We start from the raw sequence: 21,508 nt of genomic DNA, 5'->3' as shown, positions 1-21,508 counted from the left end.
CAGGCGGTCACGATCGCTGAAATACGCAATTGTCATTTAAAGTCTTAAGAGGTGCGTTGAGATCGGAATGATTAGTATGATCATATCCAAATCTTGTTATCGATATTATCGATTATTAAATCCAATTTAATTCATTGGACCGATATCTCAATATCCCCCAGAATCACTTCACCGCCATTAAAAAACTAAAGGAGCGAGAAATGAAGAATCATCACCACTTATCTGAGGGCCTGTACTTTCTCAATCACGAGTTTGAAAAGGATTTAGCCACCTTCTTTTGCACCAGAAAATAGGAGAAAGATATGTCAGCTTTTATCCAATCAAAGAATCCAATGAAGTTATACGCAGGAGTTTGCATCAATGCTCTTGGAGCTGGATTAACTGTCTTTGATATCGCCAAGCACTTTATTCGTTAAACACATTTAATTAGAAGGAAAAGTATCATGAATACGCTAGATAAAGTAATGTACACAGCCCACACCCACACTACTGGTGACCGAGATGGCAAGGCAGTTAGCGATGATGGCCTGCTGAATGTAACTCTATCAGCACCTAAAGCCATGGGTGGAGCTGGTACGGCCACTAATCCAGAGCAATTATTTGCAGCTGGTTACTCAGCTTGTTTTATGGGAGCGCTTAAGCACGTAGCAGGATTGAAAAAAGTAAAGGTGCCTGATGATGCTTCAATTGACGCCAGTGTTGATATCGGTCCAATCCCACAAGGATTTGGTATCGCTGTTAAGTTGGCCATAGCCTTACCAGGCTTAGAAAAAAAGGTTGCTAAAGACTTAGTCGATGCGGCTCATCAGGTTTGCCCCTATTCCAACGCTACCCGTGGCAATATTGCAGTTGATATTTCCGTCTTATAAATCATTATTTCCAATGAAGGGGAACTTATGAGTAACAAATTAACTAAAACCATAATAGATATTGGCATTAGTGAAAAAGATCGCAAGACCATTGCTAAAGGATTATCAGAGCTTTTGGCGGACAGCTACTCTCTCTATTTGATGACTCATAACTTTCATTGGAATGTGAAAGGTCCAATGTTTAACACCCTTCACGCTATGTTTATGACTCAATACACTGAGCAATGGGCAGCGCTTGATTTAATAGCAGAACGAATCAGGGCGCTTGGGGAACCAGCACCGGGTACTTATAAGGAATTCTCAAAGCTTACCTCCATCAAAGAAGTAGATGGAGTGCCCAAGGCGATGGATATGGTCAAGTATCTTGTGAAGGCTCAAGAGGCTACTGCGAAAACTGCTCGCAAACTTTTCCCTTTAGTAGAAAAAGCGAATGATCAACCTACAGCGGATCTATTAACTCAACGACAAGATATTCACGAGAAAACTGCTTGGATGCTAAGAAGTTTATTGGAAGAGTAATTCCATCGGCATCGTTTAAAAAGATAGATTGATATTAGGCCTAAAAGAAAATAGCCCAATTCAATTGATGGGCTATTTTCTTTACTCCCCGGGGAGAATTACTCCGTCAATACAAAGTCTTCAATCATCTGCTCTACCGACCGCTTCTGGCCGAGGCTGTGTAAAAACCCCCAATAATCCCCCTGTTTTTGTAAACACCTAAGCACCCTCAAACGTTAATTAAGTATCACTAATTAACGGGTGTTCATGAAGATGAAACGATTCATTACTGTCCAAGATCGAACCCAAAGTACTTTATTACCTGAGCTGCTTGATGAGTACATCACCGAAGAAAATCCCGTGCGCGTCATTGATCTGTTTGTCGATCAATTAGATTTAAAGAGTTTAGGTTTTGAAGGAGTAGTTCCTGCTGATACTGGTAGGCCGTCCTATCATCCTGCAGTGCTGTTGAAATTGTATGTCTATGGATACCTTAACCGTATTGCATCGACTCGTCGCCTTGAAACCGAAGCGCTACGTAATGTTGAACTCATGTGGCTCATTACCCGCTTAGCTCCTGACTTTAAAACCATTGCGAACTTCCGCAGGGAGAACGGCAAAGCCATCCGTAAAGTCTGCGCCCAGTTTATTGAGTTGTGCCGTCAGATGAATCTCTTTACCGACGCGATGGTGGCAGTCGATGGCAGTAAATTTAAAGCCGTGAACAGCTCCGATCAGAACTTCACCCAGGCCAAGATCAAACGTCGTATCCAAGAAGCTGAAGCCAGCATTGCGCAGTACTTAAAAGACTTAGAGGCAGCTGATCTGCGCTCTCCAGCCCAATCAACCGCACACCAAGCCAGACTTAAAGAGCGCATCGCGCTCTTTACAGAGCAGATGGCGCAGCTACAAGCTATTGAAGAAAAAGTACAAGCAGCACCAGATAAACAGATCTCCATGAGTGATCCCGATGCCCGGTCGATGCAACACCGTGGAGGCGGTATCGTGGGCTATAACGTGCAAGCTGCTGTAGATACCAAGAACCATCTCATCGTTGCCCATAAGTTAACCAATGTCGGGCATGATCGCAGTAGCCTAGCTAAGATAGCAAACCAAGTCAAAGAAGCGCTGCAAGTAACGCAGCTGACCGTAGTGGCAGACAAGGGTTATTACAGTGGTGAACAAATCAAAGACTGTATGGACTTGGGTGTCACTCCCATCATGCCTAAATGTAAAACGTCTAGCAATCGATCTAGTGGTCTGTTTGATAAGAATGCGTTTATCTACCACCCTGATAAAAATGAATACGAGTGCCCTGCAGGGCAAGTATTAACAGAGCGATTTAAAACCGTGGAGCATGGTAAGAATCTGATTGCATACTGGAGCTCGAGCTGCAAAAACTGCGCCTTAAAGCCTCAGTGCACTACCGGAACAAACAGAAGAGTCAAGCGCTGGGAACATGAAGCAATGCTCGATCAAATGCAGGGCAACCTAGAAGCCATGCCTGATGCGATGAAGATTAGGCGTTGCACGATTGAGCATACTTTTGGCACACTCAAGAGCTGGATGGGGGCGACGCACTTCCTCACCAAAACCAAAGAGCACGTCAGTACAGAAATGAGTCTACATATCCTGGCTTACAACCTTAAACTAGTGATGAACATCATGGGTAGCAGCAATCTAATGAAGGCGATGGCGACGTAAGGCGAGAGCCTTACTTAATCTGTAATAAGCAGGCCTGAGTAACGCCTCTATGAGGTGTTAATAAAAAACCAATATTTACCGAAACAGGATGCTTGAGCCCCTCAGGGAGCTTTATTGAGAAACCAAAACCCGTGTGCACGCTCTAAATCGAAATTAATGGAAGTGTTTTGAGTTTTTACACAGCCTCGACCGAATTGAGACATTTAAGATTGCAACCTAGTGAGTTATCGGCGTCCAAATTAGCTTTAAAAGCAGCCACAGATCCCATTAAAGAAAAGTCATACTCTCGCCGCCCCTCAGTCAGGGCGCCTCAGTAAGTGCAGCATTTATCTCCTCTGGGCTAATATCCAGTTTTTTAAGAATCAAAGGTAGTACTGCATGGATCGCCCTCATTCCTTCCAGCAATTCATTCATATAGATATCTGGATGGCTGCGCTGACTTTGAAATATCCACATATCCCGGTCACTAGTGTCATCCCTTATGTTCTCAGGATTCTCGGTTATTAGGTCATTCAATTCGGCTTCAAGCGGAAGGCCTAATTCATATGCCTTCGCCTTAACTTCACCAATTAAATTGCTGAAATCACTCATCGTGATGAACTGAAACTTCCCAAATAAAGGCGCGATTTCTTTATTCACATTGGCCTTTGCTGTAGCAAGCTCAAGCTGACGATGCAAGATCTCTTGCTTGGCTTCCAGATTTTGAAAGTTTGGATGATTTAATCCCAGGTTGGATACATACATTCCAATGAAATGATCAATGCAGGCGTAATTATCAAAAATTGATCTGATTAAATGAATGAGGGGCTGCTCTTCAAATGCATCTATCGTCGCATCAACCTTATCATTGCCCTCGCCATAGTGGTCATACATTTCCTCATATTCCCATTGCAAAATGAACTCTTGCGGAAAAGGTTTTGGGATGTTGACTCCAATGAGGGCTAAGATTCTCATTAGCTCGGCACAAACCGCTTCATCCTCAATCCCATAATCTAGTTCGGCCTCATTGTTATACATTTGGTAAGTGATCAATTTGGCCCATTTTTTAGCGTCGTCCACCGATCCGCAAGAGATTACAAAATCGGGATCAAGGTCTCCAGCCTGGGTTATATCGCGCAGTTTCTTTTCCATAACTGCCGACATTGACTCCCCATTCTTCCACTTGCTGATCTGGACTTTTGAGACACCCATCTCTATAGCTAATTCTGTTTGATTGCATTTCAATATCTCTAAGGCAATTTGCACCAGCGTTTTTCCGTTTGACATATGTACCTTTTAAAAGTTACTTAATTATTATTAATGTTAAGTAACAATTTACACCTTTATTTGAAGTCATAAAAATTAGTTTTTGAATGCCTGCTATGTATAAGGTCCAAAGTTTTACGTAATTAGTGGGGCTATACAGGGGTTTTGATTGACAACGCCTATATTTCCAAGTAATTTATTAAAATGCAAAATAACTTGGAAATAATAGATCTTCCCGAAGATTCCATCCGGCAATATATTGACGCTAAAAGCGCATTTACCGCTTTAGAGCAGGCTAAATTACGGTCGGCAGAGTTTCGTGGAGGAATGGTTTGGAAAACCGTTAAAGGTAAGGAATATCTGGTGCGCACGACTACTAGGGGCGACCAAACCGGCCTTGGTGCCAAAAGCGCTGAAACAGAAGCCATCTACAACAAATTTACCGCCGGCAAAGCGCGCGCAGCAGAACTCTCGTCAGGGTTAAAGCAAGCCGCTGTAAAGCATCAGCGACTAAATCGTGCGCTAAGGGTGGGCAGAACACCCAACATCATTATTGATATCCTGGTTGGGTTGAGTGATGCTGGCATGTCTGACAAGTTCACCATTATTGGCACTAACGCACTATATGCCTATGAGACTGCCGCTGGGGTCCGCCTTAATGAGGCTCATCTGGCAACTCGGGATGTTGACTTGCTATGGGATAACCGTAAAAAATTAAGCTTGTTTACTCAAGAAAATACCCTTGCTGGCGGTATGCTGGGCTTTCTTCAGAGCATTGATTCAACCTTCACGCTGCGTGATGACCAGCTGTATACCGCTGTTAATAAAGATGGCTATGAGGTTGATATTTTGCGCCGCATGGGTCAGGGCAGTGATGCTGAGCCTGGTCGCTTTAGTACTCTGGTTGATGATTTTTGGGTAGTAAAAGCGCGTAATGCAGATTGGTTACTCAGTGCACCCAAATTTAGTGAGGTTATCGTTGGCGTTAATGGCAAGATGGCCCGTATGAATACAGTTGATCCACGTGCTTTTGCTTTATTTAAGCTGTGGATGGCTGATCAACCCGATAGAGATCCGGGCAAGCGCATCCGTGATGCTAGTCAGGCCCGTATTGTGGTTGATGTGATTAACAGTCATTTGCCGCAATATAGCTTTGAGGATATCAAGGTGTTTCCATCAGCCGTTGCCGATAAGATTGCAGTTGATGATATGGGTAACCGGAGAATTGTTAAGCCCCTGAAGTGAAGTTGAACGTTTAATTTGAATTAAGCAACGCATTAAAATTGAGGCATACTCATTCTGTAGGGCGTAAGTGCTCAACAAGACCCCTCATTGAAAATCCGTCAACAAAGTGTCAACCTAAGCTGATAAAAACGTGATCCAATGTGGTTTAATATTAACCAAGCCCAATGACTGTATAGGGGAGGCCTTACTGGCAAAGCTGTTAAACTGCTTTGTAATCAGTAGGTGGTCTGTTCGAGTCGGACAAGGGGCACCAAAATCAAAAGGCATCTAGGTTAATAAACTTAGAAGCCTTTTTCACTTTCAGTGATGCAGATTAGTCTTGTGAGTCTCAGGCAGATAGAGCAAGGCGACAATCGCGCCGCTTGCTAAGAAGATGGTTGGATACCAAAGTCCAGCAACATCACTGCCCCATTTTTGATTTAACCAGGTCACTATCAAAGGTAACAATCCACCAATCCATCCTGCTGCCAGGTTGTGTGGAAAGGTTGCAGCACTACTTCTAGTCTTTGCGGGAAAGAGTTCGGCCAGAAGGGCGGTTTGTGGACCAACCACCAAGGCGAGTGCAAGGGATAGGCCTGTGAGCACTAGTACGATCATGATGAGATTTGATGTCTGTCCAAATACTTGCAGCAATTGATATGCTGGATGAATAAATATCGCCCCGAGGAATAATCCACTGACAACTACAGGTTTTCTGCCGATCTTGTCAGAGAGCCAGCCAGCAAATAGCGTTAAGGGGAATAGGGCTAAGGTTGCATAAATACTGAGTTCATCAACCAGCTGCGGCGCAAGCTTGACAGAAGTTTTGAGAAAGATCGCCGTATATACCTGCACAGAAAAGAAGAGTACTGCGCCGCCTGCAGAAATGCAGAAGAAAAGCAGGAACATTCTCTTGCGCGTATGCGAATCTCTGAAGTTATTCAAGAAAGGATTTTTGACTTTCTTACTGCTTTTATTAAGCTCCAGAAATACCGGAGTTTCTTCTAATGCCATGCGCGCTTTAAAGGCGATTAGTAGCAGCACAATCGAAACCCAAAAAGGTACACGCCATCCCCAGGATAAAAATTCTTCATTGGTAAGGCAATGGTGTAATAGGGCAATTTGCAAAGTAGAAAATAAAATTCCCAATGGCCCCATCAGTTGCAAGAAGCTGGTTTTAAAACCTCGATATTGATCGCCCGCATGCTCGGTTAAATAAACTGCGCTCCCACCGATTTCGCCGCCGGCAGACAGACCCTGCATCAGGCGTAGGCTGACAAGTAAGATTGGCGCCCAAATACCTATCTGTGCATAGCTCGGTAAAAAGCCTACGCTGACAGTAGCTAGCCCCATCAAGGCGATGGTGATCATAAAGACAGGCTTACGACCAATACGGTCGCCCATAGAGCCAAATAGAGCGGCTCCAATGGGTCTGACTACCATTCCAACACCAAAGGTCGCCAAGCTTGCCAAAAGGCCTGTGTTGGGGTCGCTTGAGGGAAAGAATAAGGGGGCAAATACCACTGCTAAAGTGGCAAAAGTTAAGAAGTCATACCACTCTAAAAAAGTACCAAAACAGGCTGCAATAGCGACTTTTCGGTAAGAATGGGAGGATTGTGATTTTTCTAAGTTATTGATTTTATTCAATTTAATACTTTATTAGTGAATATATGTTGCATAGCAGCAAAAAGTTCTTGCATTGTCATATTGCTTCAGTTAAAGTTTCATGGTGCAGTGCAATATTTAAGGTAAATGAATTCTCCTTAAATGCACTTAATTGATTAGTTGTACCACTTAATTACTGGAGAAATACATGAACCAAGACCAAATCACCGCTAAATTGTCCCAAATGAACAGCAAAGGCCTCGAGGCTTCTTTTTCTTTAAGCGAAGCTGCTTTGGAAAATGCTCAGAAATTGGCTGAATTGAACTACGCTGCATCTAAAGATGCATTAGTAAATGCTCAAGACGGTATTCAACAAGTTTTGACTGCTAAAGACCCAAAACAAGTTACTGAAATGATGAGCGCTGATGCATTGCAAGCTGCTGGTAACCAAGCTGCTGCGTACCAAAAGAAAGTTTCTAAAGTATTGCGTGATGGCAATAAAGAATTTGCAAACGTTGTTGATGCGAGCATCGACCAGTTGCAAGATGGTTTTCAAGACTGGATCAACACTGTAGCTGCTAACGCACCTGCTGGTTCTGATGTATTTGTATCTTCTTTCAAAACTGCATACGGTAGCGCATTGCAAGGTTTCGAGCAGTTCCGTGCTGCAAGCAAAGAAGCTTTTGCAACTGCAGAAAAAACTGCTGACCAAGCAATTGATGCTGTTCAAGGTCAGATGGCTCAAGTAAAGAAAGCTGCTACACCTGCATCACGTAGCCGTAAATCTGCTTAATTAACTTTGATAAGTTGGTTGTAGTTTAGTAATGCGCCTTAAAGAAAACCCCGCTTAGTGCAATCTAGGCGGGGTTTTTGTTTGTCTTAAATAAAGACTTTATTCAGTATCTACAGAAGACTCAATGAGGGGCGCAGATAAATTCTTGCTAGGCTTAACGCCTAATTCGCGTACCTTCTCAGCAGAGCGAATAAGGTTTCCCTTACCGCTCTTGAGTTTGTTGAAGGCGTCGTGATAACTAGTTTGCGCCTGATCTAAGCGTTGACCTAGTTTCTCTAGATCATCTACAAAGCCAACAAACTTATCGTAGAGGTTGCCACATTGTTTGGCAATTTCTAAAGCATTGCGATTCTGATGATCTTGTCTCCAGAGGTGCGCAACAGTTCGCAGAGTTGCCATCAGAGTGCTTGGGCAAACAAGCACAATATTTTTTGCCAGTGCTTCTTGATAGAGATTGGGTGCAGTTTTGAGGGCCAATAAGAATGCTGGCTCAATTGGCACAAACATCAACACAAAGTCCACAGAGCCAATGCCATATAAGGAGCTGTAGTTCTTTCCAGAAAGGCCTTGTATATGTTGGCGTAAAGACTGAATATGAGCCGCTAACTCCTGTTCTGCAGCGGCTGGATCGGTTGCTTCTGCATGCCGTGCATAGGCAGTAATGGAAACTTTGCTATCGACTACCAGGCTTCTGCCTTCAGGAAGTTTGACAACAACGTCGGGCTGCAGTCTGGAGCCATCGATTTGGGTATGACTATCTTGTACTAAGTATTCTTCGCCCTTACGTAAGCCCGAAGATTCCAGAATAGACTCTAAAACCAACTCACCCCAGTTGCCCTGAACTTTAGAGTCACCCTTTAAGGCTTGCGTCAAAGAGCGTGTCTCATCTGACATGCGCAGATTGAGGTTGGCAAGGCGTTCGATTTCACTCTTCAGCGCAAATCGTTCGCGAGCTTCATTGCCATAAGAGGTGCTGACCTGCTCTTTAAATTCTGTGAGCTTGGTTTGTAAAGGTTTGAGAAGGGCATCTAAGCTGGCAGCATTTTGTTCCGTAAAACGCTTAGATTTATCTTCCAAAATTTCATTCGCTAGGTTTTTGAATTGACTAGTCAAGGCTTCTTTGGCTTCATTCAGTGATTCAATTCTGCCCAGGCCCTGCTTGCGCTCAGAATCTAACTCGGCTTCTAGGCGAATCGCATTTTGCAATGCCTGATCCCGCTCTGTACGCAAGCTAATAGCCGCAGCAGACTCTGTTTGCGCTATTAGCTCAGTGCGCGCAAGAGTAGAGCGCATATTCAATGCATAAACTAAAAGGCCTACACAAAAACCAAATGGTAGGCCAAATAGCAGCAGAGAGCTTAGGTCAAAAGTCACAGGGTAATGCTGAAATTAAGCCTGAACTAACTTCTTGAGCTCACCCGATTGGAACATTTCAGTCATGATGTCTGAGCCACCAATAAACTCACCGTTGATATACAACTGAGGAATGGTTGGCCAGTTTGCATATTGCTTGATACCTTGGCGAATACCTTCGTCCTCTAAGACGTTCACGGTATGCAACTTATCAACACCACTTGCGCGGAGGATATTGATGGCATTTCCAGAAAATCCACACTGTGGAAACTGGGCAGTGCCTTTCATAAACAAGACCACGGGGTGGCTTGTCACGATTTCTTTAATTTGAGCTTGTGTATCCATAAATTCTTTCTAGAAGAGCGGTATATCTATCAATGCGCCTATATAAATCGGCACTAGTCTAATTTTAAGACTTTATCCCAAAAAGGGTTATTCAAACACCCTATTTCCTGCCGGAGGCTACCCGGCGATGGCCTGCTAAATCGAGGTGGGTTTGAATATCAAGCAAACCGGCAGATCTCATGAGGTCGACTACGGCATCAGACTGATCAAAGCCGTGCTCGACCGCAATCAATCCTTTGGGATTTAAATGCTGACTGGCTTTGGAAATAATGCGTTCTAGGCAGCTCAGCCCATTTGCTTCATCGGTAAGCGCATTGAGCGGCTCAAAGCGTAGGTCGCCTTGGGTTAGGTGGGGATCGCCACTTTCGATATAGGGTGGATTACTCAGAATGAGATCAAAGCATGCCTCTTTACTAATGGCGTCATACCAGTTTCCCTGAGCAAATTGCACTTGGCCCTCTAGATGTAACTGTTTTGCATTCAATCTTGCAATAGCCAATGCGTCTGGCGATTGATCGGTTGCTATGACAAATGAGCTTGGCGCAGCACTGGCAATAGCTAATGCAATTGCCCCAGAGCCTGTACCTAAATCGAGTAGCTTAGCTTTGCCGCCGAGTTGCGTGATTTCACGAAGTCCAATTTCAACTAGCAATTCCGTTTCTGGACGTGGAATCAATACACCTGGTGCAACTAGTAATTCAATATTGTGAAAACCTTTTTTACCCACTAAATAAGCAATGGGTTCGCCATCAAGGCGCTTGGCCTCAAGCATCTTCCAGTCCGCCAATGCATCGGCGTTGAGCGTCATCTCATCTCGAGACAGCAGGGCTGAGCGGGGTAGTTGATAGTGCTGCTCAAGGACGTGTGCTAGCAGCAGGCGTGCCTCACTTTGAGGAAGGGTGGAGCTGCGCAATAAGTCGCGCAATGACAAATCAGCACGCATCAATTATTAGCTATCGCCAAGAGCAGCGAGCAATTCCGCTTGATGTTCAGATGCCAGGGCATTGCAGAGATCATCGATATCCCCGTCCATCATGGCATCTATCTTGTAGAGCGTGAGGTTAATGCGGTGATCGGTAATGCGACCCTGCGGGAAGTTGTAGGTGCGAATACGATCGCTACGATCGCCCGTGCCAACCAGTGATTTGCGGGTTTGGGCTTCAAGCTGATGCTTCTCGCGTTCGCGAGCATCCATGATGCGTGATACCAATACCTTCATTGCTTGTTCGCGGTTACGGTGTTGGCTGCGATCATCTTGGCACTCAACCACAGTGCCAGTGGGCAAATGGGTAATCCGCACTGCGGAGTCTGTTTTATTAATATGCTGACCACCAGCTCCAGAGGCACGGAAGGTATCAATACGCAGTTCAGCTGGATTAATTTTGACAGCTTCTAGTTCATCGGCTTCAGGCATTACCGCCACCGTACAAGCAGATGTATGAATCCGTCCCTGCGTTTCAGTTTGGGGAACACGTTGTACACGATGGCCGCCAGATTCAAATTTGAGGCGTGAGTAGACGGATTGACCTACTAAGCGTAGAACAACCTCTTTGTAACCCCCTAAATCGGATTCAGCGGCGCTGACAACTTCTACCTTCCAGCCTTGGCGTTCTGCAAAGCGGGTGTACATGCGCAACAAGTCCCCAGCAAACAGGGCGCTCTCATCACCACCAGTGCCTGCACGAATTTCTAGAAAGACGTTGCGCTCATCATTCACATCTTTGGGAAGCAGCAGTTTTTGTAGTGCAGCCTCTAGCGTCTCCATTGTTGCAGTCGCTTGTTTTGCCTCATCATCCGCAAAGTCTTTCATCTCCGGATCTTTACGCATTTCTTCGGCGGCTTGGGCATCTGCCTCAGCTTGCTTATATAAACCAAATTGCTCTACTACCGTAGCAATATCAGAATGCTCACGCGTGAGTTTCCGATAAGCATCCATATCTTTGGTTGCTTCTTCAGAAGTTAAAAGGGAATTAAGTTCGGCTAAGCGTGTGTCTAGGTGATCTAGCTTAGCCCGCATGCTGGGCTTCATCTAATGGTCTTCTAGCTTGGAGTGCGAGGCGAATAACTTGGGTAACAACTTCATCAGGGCGTCACGCTCAGCGCCATTGGAATGTTGTAATGCATGCAGAGAGCCATGTAAAAATTTATTAGTCAGACCTTGAGCCATGGCATTGAGAACTTCTTGTGGGTCATCGCCACGCATCAAGCGTTTCATTGCACGCTCAAGCTCAAGCTGTCTTAAGCGTTCGCCTTGCTGTTGAATGTCCTGAATAATCGGAACAGCATGGCGACCTTGCATCCAGTGCATGAAGTTGCCAACGCGATCTTCAATAATGGCTTCCGCCTGACTAACAGCTGCTTGACGTAAGTTAGTCCCTGTCTGAATCATGACCCCTAAATCATCAACGGTATAAAGATAGACATCATCGAGCCTGGAGATCTCTGGCTCAAAGTCCCGCGGAACGGCTAGGTCAATCATCACCATCGGTTTATGGCGACGGACTTTCAGGGCGCTTTCCACCATACCAAGACCGATGATGGGTAAGGAGGAGGCGGTGCTCGAAACAATAATGTCGAATTCATGCAGGCGACTAGGAAGATCCGATAACTTAAACGATTCCGCTTGAACGTCTTGCTCAGAAATGGAGTCTGCCAATTCTTGACCGCGTTCAATCGTACGATTTGCAATGGCGACATTTTTGGGTTTGCGCGCCACGAAGTGCGTTGCACACAGGGTGATCATGTCACCAGCGCCAATAAATAAAATGCGTTGATCAGAAATCTTTTCAAAGATCCGTTCTGAGAGACGTACAGAAGCTGCTGCCATTGAAATGGAATGTGTACCGATTTCGGTTGAGCCACGAACTTCTTTAGCAACAGCAAACGTTTTCTGAAAAAGTTGATTGAGGTAAGTACCCAGTACCCCTGCATCATTCGCAGTACGAACCGCATCCTTCATCTGCCCCAAGATTTGGGTTTCACCAATGACCATCGAATCTAAGCCGCACGCTACTCTGAAGGCATGACGCACAGCATCGGATTGGGGAAGGGAATAAATATGGGGCTGTAGGCTGCTTGGCGCAAGCTGCTGTGTTTTTGCGAGCCAATCAAAGGTGGCTTCGTGCAAGAGACCAGCGGCGCTCGCATCATTCGCAGCGCAATAGACTTCAGTGCGATTACAGGTCGACAAAATGGTTGCCTCGGGCAGGCCAGCCTGATTCGCGCCAACAAGGTGTTGGCGAAGATCGTGCAACGCTTCTTGAAGAAATTCAGGGTCAAAGGCGACCTTTTCCCGAATGGCGACCGGCGCTGTGTGATGATTGATGCCGAGTGTCAACAACTTCATAATGGGGATTATAGATTTGATGACGCTATTAATGGGGGTAACAATGGGGTTTTTGGCTTTTCTGCTAATTGGTGGGGCATCTGGCGCCTCAGCCTGGATTTTTTACCCCAGCAAGCCTGGCGTATCAAAACCTGGAAAGCTCCTTGTGGCAGTCCTCCTGGGCTTTCTAGCTGCTGCTGCCAGTTCTTATTTAGGGCAATACCTGGGTTTTTTCCAATCAGGGCAGATGTTCGAATGGCTCAGCGCCATATTGGCCTCTTGTTTGGTGGGCTGCGTCTTTACGGCTTTTGCCAAATAGTGTGGCGGCTAGACCAATCCAAGCCAAAGCGCTAAGGCTCGGTTCACTCTTACCAATAGCGGTTCTTCTATTTCCCCGATCACAGAACCAATTTTTTCTTTTTTAATGCTCATGATTTTGTCCATCTGAATTTGACTATCTTTTGATAGCCCATTGAGTTGGCTTGGGGCAATATCAAGACGGAATATTGGCCCCTGAATTAATCTACTGGAAATTAATGCAACCGTGATGGTTTCGTGGATGTCATTAAAGACATCCGATTGAAGAACTAGAGCAGGCCTTGGTTTTCCAAAATCACCCTGAAGGGCAATCGTCACGATTGAGCCGCGTTTCATAAGTCCTGCAAATCAGATAGGGCAAGATCCATAAAAGCCATCAGTTCATGGTCTTCCCGGTCGGATTGTGCGGCCAAAGCAGACTGACGGCGACACTCTTCAATAAACCCGGTAGAGCGTGTATCTGGAACCCAAATTTGAACGGGTCTTAGGCCAGCGGCGCGTAGAGCGAGACGGTGTTTTTGAACCCTTTTGGCTGTATTGGAGGACATTTTTCTAATCCCGATCGTTTGTTACATGTAACATTTTAGCGCCGAAAGTAGACGCTTTGCCAGTTTTTATTTAAACATCTAAATTAAATGAGGTTTATTTGATGAGGGCCGCTGTGAGGCTTTATCCACTGAATTACAGGCTTTCCGTGAGACTCTAACCATGTATTGGTTTTGCTGAAGTGGCCACAACTCTTTTGACCCCCGGGTTCTAAAAAAGGCTTATCGGTTTTATAGACGCCGAGTCCTGAAGGGTGGGACGATTGCAGAATAAGTTGGCCGACACTATTAGTAATTAGCGGTAATTTGGATTGAGCGTGTCCACCCCATAGCATCCACGCGAGATTGGGTTTGTGCAGTGCCAGTGCGTAAATCAATTGGTCGATCAGAGTCTTCCAGCCTAGGTTAGCGTGACTACCTGCTTCACCTAATTTCACACTCAAGGCGGTGTTTAGAAGTAGCACCCCTTGCTGTGCCCAGTGATGCAAATCGCCGTTGGGAAGGGCGCCAAATTGTTCAAGCAACAGTGCTTTGCTGATGTTGCGCAGTGAACTTGGAAATGCACGTGAGTTGCTTGGAATATCTGCAGGAATTGAAAAAGCTAAGCCTTGTGCAAGTCCTGGCGAGTGATAGGGATCTTGGCCGAGAATAACGACTTTTACAGAATCCACCGGTGTTAATTGCAAGGCTTTAAAAAAATCTTCAGGCGCCGGACGAATGAGATCAGAGCCATGATCTAAAGCTGACTGTAAATTATTTTTTAATGCAATCCATGCGCTTGATTGAAAGTAATCACCAAGTAACTCTCGCCAATCTGAGGGGATATCTTTTTCTGAAAAAGCGTACATTAAGTTGATGTTGATTTGCTCATTGAGCTCAGTTCATATTGGTTAGGGATTTGGCTATCTTCTAAAAAAGCCATACGCTCATGCATTAAGTCATCCCGATAAAAACAGATACTCATGCTTTGGCCTTCGCATAAGCTGCCAAGAACCCGATCCCAGCGGGCATTGGTAAGGCGTTGGCCATTAATGCTTGCTAGTAGGTCACCTGCCGCCAGACCAGCGGCCTGCGCCAGTCCGCCGTCTAAAACGTGGGTGACCTTTAGCCAACCACTCGATTCCGTATGGCGCATTCCAAATTGCAGCTTCAGCTTTTCTAGTTTGGATTGGGGTTTAGCTTTTACTGAAATCAGTTTTGAGCCAATCCATTTTTGAATGGGAATATCTTCTGCGCCAAAAATATATTTGGTTTTGATGGTATTCCAGGTTTTAGTAAAGCCATCGCCCAGCAAGGAGAGGATCAAATCATCTAATCCATCTTCAGCAATGCCCTCTAAGGTGAGCCCATGTTTTTGCCAAATCAAGCGCATGAGATCGTCGAGAGATTTCTGATTTTTAGAGAATGCTCGAATTTGTAAATCCAGCCCTAAGGCAAGTAGAGCTCCTTTGCCGTAGTAACTGACCACAGCGTTAGGGGTATTTTCATCTGCCTGATAATACTTGGTCCAAGCATCAAATGAGCTGTCCGCTAGACTCTGTTTGCGTCTGCCGGGGCCCCGCAAAATACCATTCCAATTATCGGCAACTAATTTCAAATACGTTTTGAGATCAATCCGCTTACTGCGGAATAATTGGAGATCATCGTAGTAGCTTGTAAAGCCTTCGAATAGCCAAAGCAGGCGCGTGTGATTTCTACGATCGAGTTGATATGGTTGAAAGGCTTTGGGCTGAATGCGCTTTACCAACCATGCATGAAAGTACTCATGACTACATAAACCTAGAAATTCACGATAGGCATTTTCTTCAAAGAGTACCTTCTCTTGCGGAATTTGGTCGCGCCGACATAACAGGGCAGTGCTATTGCGATGCTCAAGACCACCATAGCCATTCAGTACAGCATTGACTAAAAATAAATAGCCATCAAATGGCGCCCGTTTTGTTTTGGGCTCAAATAACGCAATAGTAGATGTACAAATGGCTTGCAGATCATCCGCTAGACGACTGGTATCGATCGGATGTACGCAGCCTTGAATGGCCATACGGTGGTCCACGCCTTGGGATTCCCAGCTGATCAATTGAAATTCACCCATTGCTATAGGATGATCTAAGAGGTCATCGTAGTTTTGTGCGAGATAAAAACCAAAACCACGCGAATCGGTTTTGACAGCCCTCAAACTAGTCTGCACTGTCCAGTGCTCTGCGGTAATCGCCTCAGGTGCAAGAATGGCTAGAGAGCACGGTACCTGCTCTTGACCTTGCGCTGCCAAGCAGAGGCTGCTGGCATTAAAGAAGGCGCGCTCGGTATCTAGATAAGCTGCGCGTACAGAAGAATCAAAGGCATACACAGTAGTTACAACATTGACTGCGCCACTTCCCTTGGGTAGGCGCCACCGATCGTTATCAATTCGCTCTAAGGAAAGTAGTCTTCCATTTGCATCTGCCGAATACGCCTCAATAGATTCAATCTGCTTACTAAAATCCCGAATTAAATAACTTCCCGGAATCCATGCTGGCATTTGTAGGACTTGCCCATCAGGATCGGGATTGGCAATATGCAGCTTAACTTTAAAGCGATGACCATGAAGGTCTGCTGGCCAGACGGTGTATTGAATTTCGGGAAGATCGGATTGACTCATAGAGATTATTTAAGTGAGCTAAATTTCTTTTCGATATCGGTGATCTGAACGGCGCCTGGGAAGCGACTCCCGTCTGTAAAGAAAAGGGTGGGCGTTCCAGTAATCCCATAAGACTTTGCAAAAGCCATATTTTTGTCTAAGGGAGTGCTGCAATCACTCTTGCCGCTAGGGGCAACCCCATTAATCATCCAGTCGATATAGGCCTTATAGGGGTCAGTAGAGCACCAAATTTGCTTGGATTTCTGAGCGGAGTCTGGCGACAAAATGGGAATCAGATAGGTATAGATGGTGACGTTATCTAGTTGCTGAAGGGATTTTTCAAGACGCTTACAGTAGCCGCAATTAGGATCTGAAAAGATCGCTAACTGGCGACTTCCATTACCGCGGACAGTTTTGATGGCATTAGCTGGAGAAAGATCAGTCCATTTGATGCGATTGAGATCTGCCTGTCGTTGCTCGGTAAGATTTTTACCGGTTGCCAATTCAATAATCTCACCCTGGATTAGATATTTTCCAGTGCTATCGGTATAAAAAACATCATTGCCAACCAGTACTTCATATAGGCCATTAACAGGGGCGGGTGAAACGCTACGAACTTTGGCATTACTCCCTAATTTTTTTTGCAGATCTGTTTTGAGTTGCTGTTCTGCTTGCGCATGTACTAGTTGAGTGCAAAGCAGGGTAGCAAATACAAATGCACAAGCTGTTAAAAATTTATTCAAAATCAATTTCCCCTAGGGCGCGTTCAATGAGACGCTGTTTTATAAAGTGGCTTTTATTTACTAGGCCTAGACCCCAATTCCGGAGCTGGCGCTCGGTGTTGCTTGATGCAGAAAATAATTTCTTAAGTTTGTCAGTAACCCATAGTAATGCGCTGGTATCACCCTGACGCTGTCGTTCATAGCGCCGCAATAGCACGGGGTCGCTTGGCGAGCGGAAAGATTCGCGTTTACCGAGAATGTTGAGTAAGACAGCAACATCACGCAGCCCCAAGTTCAAGCCTTGTCCTGCCAGTGGGTGCATGACGTGGGCAGCGTCACCAATTAAGACCACCTTCGGTGAAGATTCTGGACCTATAAAGCGACTTGCTCGAATTTTTCTCAGTGGGAAGGCTGTGGGCGCTGAGTTAAGTGTGAGTTCTCCGAGTTGCTTTTCGATTGAGCCATTGGCAATCGTCGAGAATTTCTCAGCCCATTGGACTTGATCTAGTTTTAATAATTCCGCTGCATTCTCTGGTGAAGTTGACCACACCATGGACACTTGCTTGTTGGGTAATGGCAGCATTGCAACGATGTCGCCGCCAGGTAGGAACCACTGAAAGGCGGTTTCTAAATGGGGATAGGTGCAATTCCAATTGGCGACAACGGCACTTTGAGAATAACTTTCTTCGCTGGTAGTAATTCCGAGTTCGGATCGAATGGGAGAGTTGGCGCCGTCCGCAGCAATAACTAACTGAGCGCGGATCGTAGTGCCATTTTGAAGCTTGAGGGTAACGCCTTCAGGATCGACCTCTATTTTTTCCAGAACATCAGCAATACGTTCTAATTTATTTTGAAAGCGTGAAGCTTGATCAAGGGTATGTTCAATTAAATTGGCTTCACCAATCCAGGCTAGTTGAGGTGTACCTGCCTCAAATGCAGAAAGATGTAGCTGATCATTTTTTTCGCCGCGATCACCATAAATTCGCATATCGCGCACTGGTTGAAGGCGAGTATGGTCAAGCGCATCCCAAATCTGTAAGTGGGCCAGTAATTTTTGGGTACTTGGGGAAAAAGCATAAACGCGCTGGCCCCATTGCATGCCCTGGGGGCTAGGGACTGGCTGCCCTAGGTCAGGAGCAATTTCCACGGTTTGCAGGCCGAGTTGCGCCAAACCGAGTGCACAAGCTTTACCAGCAATGCCTCCCCCAATTACTGCCACATCTACTAAGCGAGTTTGGCTGGAATGGGCGGGGGATTTTGAGGGTGTTTTTAAGTGAACTTCTGACATAACTCGATGATATCGAAACCAGCCCCTTTACAATACGGACATGTCTTTGAAATGTGGCATCGTCGGCCTGCCTAACGTCGGCAAATCTACCCTCTTTAATGCGCTTACCAAGGCTGGAATCGCAGCGGAAAACTATCCTTTCTGCACGATCGAGCCAAACGTAGGCGTAGTTGAGGTTCCTGACCCCCGTTTGGCCGCCCTGGCTGAGATTGTGACGCCAGAGCGTGTGCTGCCGGCTGCAGTCGAGTTTGTGGATATTGCGGGCTTGGTGGCTGGCGCTTCGAAAGGCGAGGGCTTGGGAAACCAATTTTTAGCCAATATTCGGGAAACAGATGCCATTACCCATTTAGTGCGCTGTTTTGAAGACGCTAACGTGATTCACGTTGCAGGAAAAATCGACCCGATCTCCGATATCGCAGTAATTGATACTGAATTGGCCCTATCTGATTTAACAACAGTTGAAAAAACCCTTCAACGGTCAAGTAAGGCAGCAAAGTCAGGTAATGATAAAGATGCTGCAGCCTTGGTGGCTATATTAACTAAGGTACAAGCCCATTTAGATCAGGCTCAGCCAGTGCGCAGTATGAAGCTGACTGAAGAAGAAAATCTTCTTTTAAAACCACTTTGTCTAATCACGGCAAAACCAGCGATGTATATCGCTAACGTCAAAGAAGATGGTTTTGCTAATAACCCCCATTTAGAGGCTGTGATTCAGCATGCTGCTAAAGAAGGCGCCCCAGTAGTGGCAGTGTGCGCAGCAATCGAAGCTGAGATTGCCGATTTAGATGATGCTGATAAGGCCGAGTTTTTAGCTGACTTGGGTATGGAAGAGTCTGGATTGGATCGAGTAATTCGGGCGGGCTACAAGCTATTAGGTTTGCAGACTTACTTTACAGCGGGCGTTAAAGAAGTTCGCGCTTGGACTATTCATCAAGGCGATACAGCGCCACAGGCTGCAGGTGTTATTCATACTGATTTTGAGCGTGGCTTTATTCGTGCGCAAACCATCTCATACGAAGATTTCGTTCAGTTCAAAGGTGAGGCGGGGGCCAAAGAGGCAGGCAAGATGCGCGCTGAAGGCAAGGAGTATGTTGTTAAAGATGGAGACGTTCTGAATTTCTTATTTAATGTCTAACTCAATATCAGTTCTTCAGTAATAAAAAAGCCCTTCTAGTGAGGGCTTTTTTATTGAATACTAATTTAGCAAAGAATGCTCGATCACCCTGCTTTAGCGGCCTTCTCTAGGCACTTTGAAATCTCATCGTAACGTTTGAGTGCTAGCTTGGTTGGTACCACTTCCTTCTTACGCCCATCGACATTTGCAGCCATCTTGATATAACCCATCGCACTTAAGTTTTTTAAGCGACCATGCAAAGTAGCTTGTGAGCCCAGTGAGGAGAGTGAGATTAAATCGCCAACCAAGACAGATTGTTTTGCATGAAACGAGAGAATGATCTTATCGAGCAGACTTTCTTCTGTGCAGTCGAGCTTCTTGCCAGGGTTCATGCGATCAAGCGCATCAATCAGATTCAAAAAGCGAAGGTAAGAGGTTTTATTAATTGACATGGTATTGGTTTGAATAGCGATTCACTTAATAGCTATTCACCTGATGTAAACACCTAGAGTATATCTTTAAAAACCACTCCAAACTTGTTTGTTACTTGTCCGCACATATTAAAAAATTATTCTGATGCTTGGTAATGGATAAAACATTTTCTACGACACCGATGGCGTGGTTCTCTGAGCTGCTAATTAGTTCGTTGTCGTACACAATTCTCTATTACTTAAATCAATGGCTCACAATAGATTTAACTTACGACTTAGGGGTCAATTGGATTTATTTGCCCGCCGGTCTTCGATTATTTCTGACATTAATCTTTGGCTTGCCCGGCGCTATGGGCATCGCGCTTTCCTCATTTTTAATTAGTTATTACGGGGCTTTTCCGCTGGGCATCACGGCCTGCATTGGTATTGGCGTGATATCAGGGTTCGCGCCTTACTTGGCCAGAATCTTTGTTGTCAAAAATATTCATCTCGCTCCCGATCTGAGGAATCTTAGCGTTCAAAAGCTGGGCTTATGTATCTTGATTTATGCCTTATGGAGTGCGGGCCTGCACCAGTGGTGGTTCATGACTGTAGGCCTAGAGAATGCGGGAACGATCAAGCACTTTTTAGTGATGGTGCTGGGAGATATCTTAGGCTCTGTATTACTGATTGCCATCATTAAATATGGCATAGATCTTTTTAAGGGATCTAGAAAAACAGTTCACTAAGTGCGGAACCAGGATCTTGGGCTCGCATAAAAGCTTCGCCGACTAAAAACGCATTGATTTGGTTATCGCGCATGAACTGTACGTCTGCACGATTCAAAATTCCTGACTCAGTCACCAAGGTCTTATTGCTAGGTACCATCGACAATAGCGAGAGCGTGGTTTGTAAAGTAACCTCAAAGGTTTTGAGATTGCGATTGTTAATCCCGAGTAAAGGCGTCTTTAACTCTAGCGCTTGCTCAAGTTCAGGCGCGTTATGAACCTCAACCAAGACATCTAAACCCAATTCATGGGCGCACGCTTCAAGCTCTTTCATTTGATTCAACTCAAGGCATGCAACGATCAGCAAGATGGCATCAGCACCAATCGCACGGGCTTCATACACTTGATAGGGATCAATCGTAAAGTCTTTGCGCAACACGGGAATGGAGCAGGCGGCATGAGCTTCTTGTAAATAGGCATTGCAGCCCTGAAAGTAATCAACATCCGTTAATACGGATAAACATGCGGAGCCATGCTGCTCATAAGAGCGTGCAATTTCTGCAGGATTAAAGTTTTCGCGCAGGATGCCTTTACTTGGGCTTGCCTTCTTGATTTCGGTAATAACACCAGCTTTTCCAGAGACAATCTTTTGATTGATAGAGTTGATAAAGCCGCGTGGTTGTAATAGAGCATTTTGATTATTCGCAAGGGCTATTTCACGTTGATTGCCCAAAGAGATTTTCTGAGAGATCGCCGCTATCTCTACTTTTTTGGTGGCAACAATTTTGTCGAGAATATCGCTCAT

Annotated in this window: 23 protein-coding genes and 1 tRNA gene; 9 read left to right on the top strand and 15 right to left on the bottom strand. The window is 45.3% G+C overall.

The window, feature by feature from the left end:
- Window positions 1-443: 443 nt before the first annotated feature.
- The 3 genes from ICN47_RS06630 (at window position 444) to ICN47_RS06620 (ending at window position 3,071) form a co-directional block, all read left to right on the top strand.
- Window positions 444-869: an organic hydroperoxide resistance protein gene (locus ICN47_RS06630; protein WP_216219097.1), complete on the top strand. Its 426-nt coding sequence runs from the start codon at window positions 444-446 to the stop codon at window positions 867-869.
- Window positions 870-896: 27 nt separating this feature from the next.
- Complete coding sequence (locus ICN47_RS06625) at window positions 897-1,388, top strand: Dps family protein (RefSeq protein ID WP_216219096.1); 492 nt, start codon at window positions 897-899, stop codon at window positions 1,386-1,388.
- A 252-nt stretch (window positions 1,389-1,640) separates the two neighbouring features.
- On the top strand, window positions 1,641-3,071 hold the full coding sequence (locus tag ICN47_RS06620) for an IS1182 family transposase (protein ID WP_216219117.1): 1,431 nt from the start codon (window positions 1,641-1,643) through the stop codon (window positions 3,069-3,071).
- A gap of 300 nt (window positions 3,072-3,371) precedes the next feature.
- On the opposite strand, the gene ICN47_RS06615 is transcribed toward ICN47_RS06620, so the two are convergent.
- Window positions 3,372-4,337, bottom strand: a complete 966-nt coding sequence (locus tag ICN47_RS06615; protein WP_216219095.1) for a helix-turn-helix transcriptional regulator — start codon at window positions 4,335-4,337, stop codon at window positions 3,372-3,374.
- 183 nt (window positions 4,338-4,520) lie between these two features.
- Between ICN47_RS06615 and ICN47_RS06610 the strand changes: the two genes are divergently transcribed.
- Together ICN47_RS06610 and ICN47_RS06605 are read left to right on the top strand one after the other, a co-directional pair.
- On the top strand, window positions 4,521-5,561 hold the full coding sequence (locus ICN47_RS06610) for a nucleotidyltransferase domain-containing protein (protein WP_216219094.1): 1,041 nt from the start codon (window positions 4,521-4,523) through the stop codon (window positions 5,559-5,561).
- A 181-nt stretch (window positions 5,562-5,742) separates the two neighbouring features.
- Window positions 5,743-5,814 (top strand) — tRNA-Ser (locus ICN47_RS06605).
- A 47-nt stretch (window positions 5,815-5,861) separates the two neighbouring features.
- Here ICN47_RS06605 and ICN47_RS06600 read toward each other — a convergent pair.
- The gene (locus ICN47_RS06600) at window positions 5,862-7,187 is read right to left on the bottom strand and encodes an MFS transporter (protein ID WP_216219093.1); all 1,326 of its coding nucleotides are present in this window, start codon (window positions 7,185-7,187) and stop codon (window positions 5,862-5,864) included.
- A 166-nt stretch (window positions 7,188-7,353) separates the two neighbouring features.
- Between ICN47_RS06600 and ICN47_RS06595 the strand changes: the two genes are divergently transcribed.
- On the top strand, window positions 7,354-7,938 hold the full coding sequence (locus ICN47_RS06595) for a phasin family protein (RefSeq protein WP_216219092.1): 585 nt from the start codon (window positions 7,354-7,356) through the stop codon (window positions 7,936-7,938).
- Window positions 7,939-8,037: 99 nt separating this feature from the next.
- Here ICN47_RS06595 and ICN47_RS06590 read toward each other — a convergent pair whose 3' ends face one another.
- From ICN47_RS06590 to hemA, 5 genes are all read right to left on the bottom strand, one after another.
- A complete protein-coding gene (locus ICN47_RS06590) occupies window positions 8,038-9,231 on the bottom strand; it encodes a DNA recombination protein RmuC (protein ID WP_255538942.1) in 1,194 nt (397 codons plus the stop codon).
- A gap of 96 nt (window positions 9,232-9,327) precedes the next feature.
- Window positions 9,328-9,636, bottom strand: coding sequence for a Grx4 family monothiol glutaredoxin (grxD, locus tag ICN47_RS06585; RefSeq protein WP_216219090.1), 309 nt, complete (start codon window positions 9,634-9,636; stop codon window positions 9,328-9,330).
- Between the two features lie 100 nt (window positions 9,637-9,736).
- A complete protein-coding gene (gene prmC / locus ICN47_RS06580) occupies window positions 9,737-10,579 on the bottom strand; it encodes a peptide chain release factor N(5)-glutamine methyltransferase (RefSeq protein WP_216219089.1) in 843 nt (280 codons plus the stop codon).
- Window positions 10,580-10,585: 6 nt separating this feature from the next.
- Window positions 10,586-11,665 carry a peptide chain release factor 1 gene (gene prfA, locus ICN47_RS06575; RefSeq protein ID WP_216219088.1) on the bottom strand — a complete coding sequence of 360 codons (1,080 nt, stop codon included), beginning with the start codon at window positions 11,663-11,665 and terminating at the stop codon, window positions 10,586-10,588.
- Entirely contained in the window at window positions 11,666-12,982 is a 1,317-nt protein-coding gene (hemA, locus tag ICN47_RS06570; protein ID WP_216219087.1) for a glutamyl-tRNA reductase, read from the bottom strand.
- 1 nt (window position 12,983) lies between these two features.
- On the opposite strand from hemA, the gene ICN47_RS06565 reads away from it, so the two are divergent.
- Window positions 12,984-13,280 carry a hypothetical protein gene (locus tag ICN47_RS06565; protein ID WP_255538941.1) on the top strand — a complete coding sequence of 99 codons (297 nt, stop codon included), beginning with the start codon at window positions 12,984-12,986 and terminating at the stop codon, window positions 13,278-13,280.
- An 8-nt stretch (window positions 13,281-13,288) separates the two neighbouring features.
- On the opposite strand, the gene ICN47_RS06560 is transcribed toward ICN47_RS06565, so the two are convergent.
- The 6 genes from ICN47_RS06560 to ICN47_RS06535 form a co-directional block, all read right to left on the bottom strand.
- Window positions 13,289-13,615 carry a type II toxin-antitoxin system PemK/MazF family toxin gene (locus tag ICN47_RS06560; RefSeq protein WP_216219086.1) on the bottom strand — a complete coding sequence of 109 codons (327 nt, stop codon included), beginning with the start codon at window positions 13,613-13,615 and terminating at the stop codon, window positions 13,289-13,291.
- The gene (locus ICN47_RS06555) at window positions 13,612-13,827 is read right to left on the bottom strand and encodes an antitoxin MazE family protein (RefSeq protein ID WP_216219085.1); all 216 of its coding nucleotides are present in this window, start codon (window positions 13,825-13,827) and stop codon (window positions 13,612-13,614) included. The genes ICN47_RS06560 and ICN47_RS06555 overlap by 4 nt, the downstream gene beginning before the upstream one ends.
- 83 nt (window positions 13,828-13,910) lie before the next feature.
- The gene (locus tag ICN47_RS06550) at window positions 13,911-14,672 is read right to left on the bottom strand and encodes a uracil-DNA glycosylase (protein ID WP_216219084.1); all 762 of its coding nucleotides are present in this window, start codon (window positions 14,670-14,672) and stop codon (window positions 13,911-13,913) included.
- The gene (locus ICN47_RS06545) at window positions 14,672-16,462 is read right to left on the bottom strand and encodes a M61 family metallopeptidase (RefSeq protein WP_216219083.1); all 1,791 of its coding nucleotides are present in this window, start codon (window positions 16,460-16,462) and stop codon (window positions 14,672-14,674) included. Before ICN47_RS06545 ends, ICN47_RS06550 begins: the two co-directional genes overlap by 1 nt.
- A gap of 5 nt (window positions 16,463-16,467) precedes the next feature.
- Window positions 16,468-17,184: a DsbC family protein gene (locus ICN47_RS06540; RefSeq protein ID WP_216219082.1), complete on the bottom strand. Its 717-nt coding sequence runs from the start codon at window positions 17,182-17,184 to the stop codon at window positions 16,468-16,470.
- Window positions 17,177-18,451 carry a UbiH/UbiF family hydroxylase gene (locus tag ICN47_RS06535; RefSeq protein WP_216219081.1) on the bottom strand — a complete coding sequence of 425 codons (1,275 nt, stop codon included), beginning with the start codon at window positions 18,449-18,451 and terminating at the stop codon, window positions 17,177-17,179. The genes ICN47_RS06540 and ICN47_RS06535 overlap by 8 nt, the downstream gene beginning before the upstream one ends.
- A 40-nt stretch (window positions 18,452-18,491) precedes the next feature.
- On the opposite strand from ICN47_RS06535, the gene ychF reads away from it, so the two are divergent.
- Window positions 18,492-19,586 carry a redox-regulated ATPase YchF gene (gene ychF, locus ICN47_RS06530; protein ID WP_216219080.1) on the top strand — a complete coding sequence of 365 codons (1,095 nt, stop codon included), beginning with the start codon at window positions 18,492-18,494 and terminating at the stop codon, window positions 19,584-19,586.
- An 83-nt stretch (window positions 19,587-19,669) separates the two neighbouring features.
- Here ychF and ICN47_RS06525 read toward each other — a convergent pair whose 3' ends face one another.
- Window positions 19,670-20,017, bottom strand: coding sequence for a hypothetical protein (locus ICN47_RS06525; RefSeq protein WP_216219079.1), 348 nt, complete (start codon window positions 20,015-20,017; stop codon window positions 19,670-19,672).
- Window positions 20,018-20,151: 134 nt separating this feature from the next.
- Here ICN47_RS06525 and ICN47_RS06520 point away from each other — a divergent pair, with 134 nt between their 5' ends.
- Window positions 20,152-20,724, top strand: coding sequence for a hypothetical protein (locus ICN47_RS06520; protein ID WP_255538940.1), 573 nt, complete (start codon window positions 20,152-20,154; stop codon window positions 20,722-20,724).
- Here ICN47_RS06520 and trpC read toward each other — a convergent pair.
- Complete coding sequence (gene trpC / locus ICN47_RS06515; protein WP_216219078.1) at window positions 20,705-21,508, bottom strand: indole-3-glycerol phosphate synthase TrpC; 804 nt, start codon at window positions 21,506-21,508, stop codon at window positions 20,705-20,707. The two genes, ICN47_RS06520 and trpC, sit on opposite strands and share 20 nt — an antisense overlap.

This window comes from Polynucleobacter sp. AP-Latsch-80-C2 (assembly GCF_018882185.1).
GTDB lineage: Bacteria > Pseudomonadota > Gammaproteobacteria > Burkholderiales > Burkholderiaceae > Polynucleobacter.
This window is presented reverse-complemented; position numbering and strand designations above follow the sequence as displayed.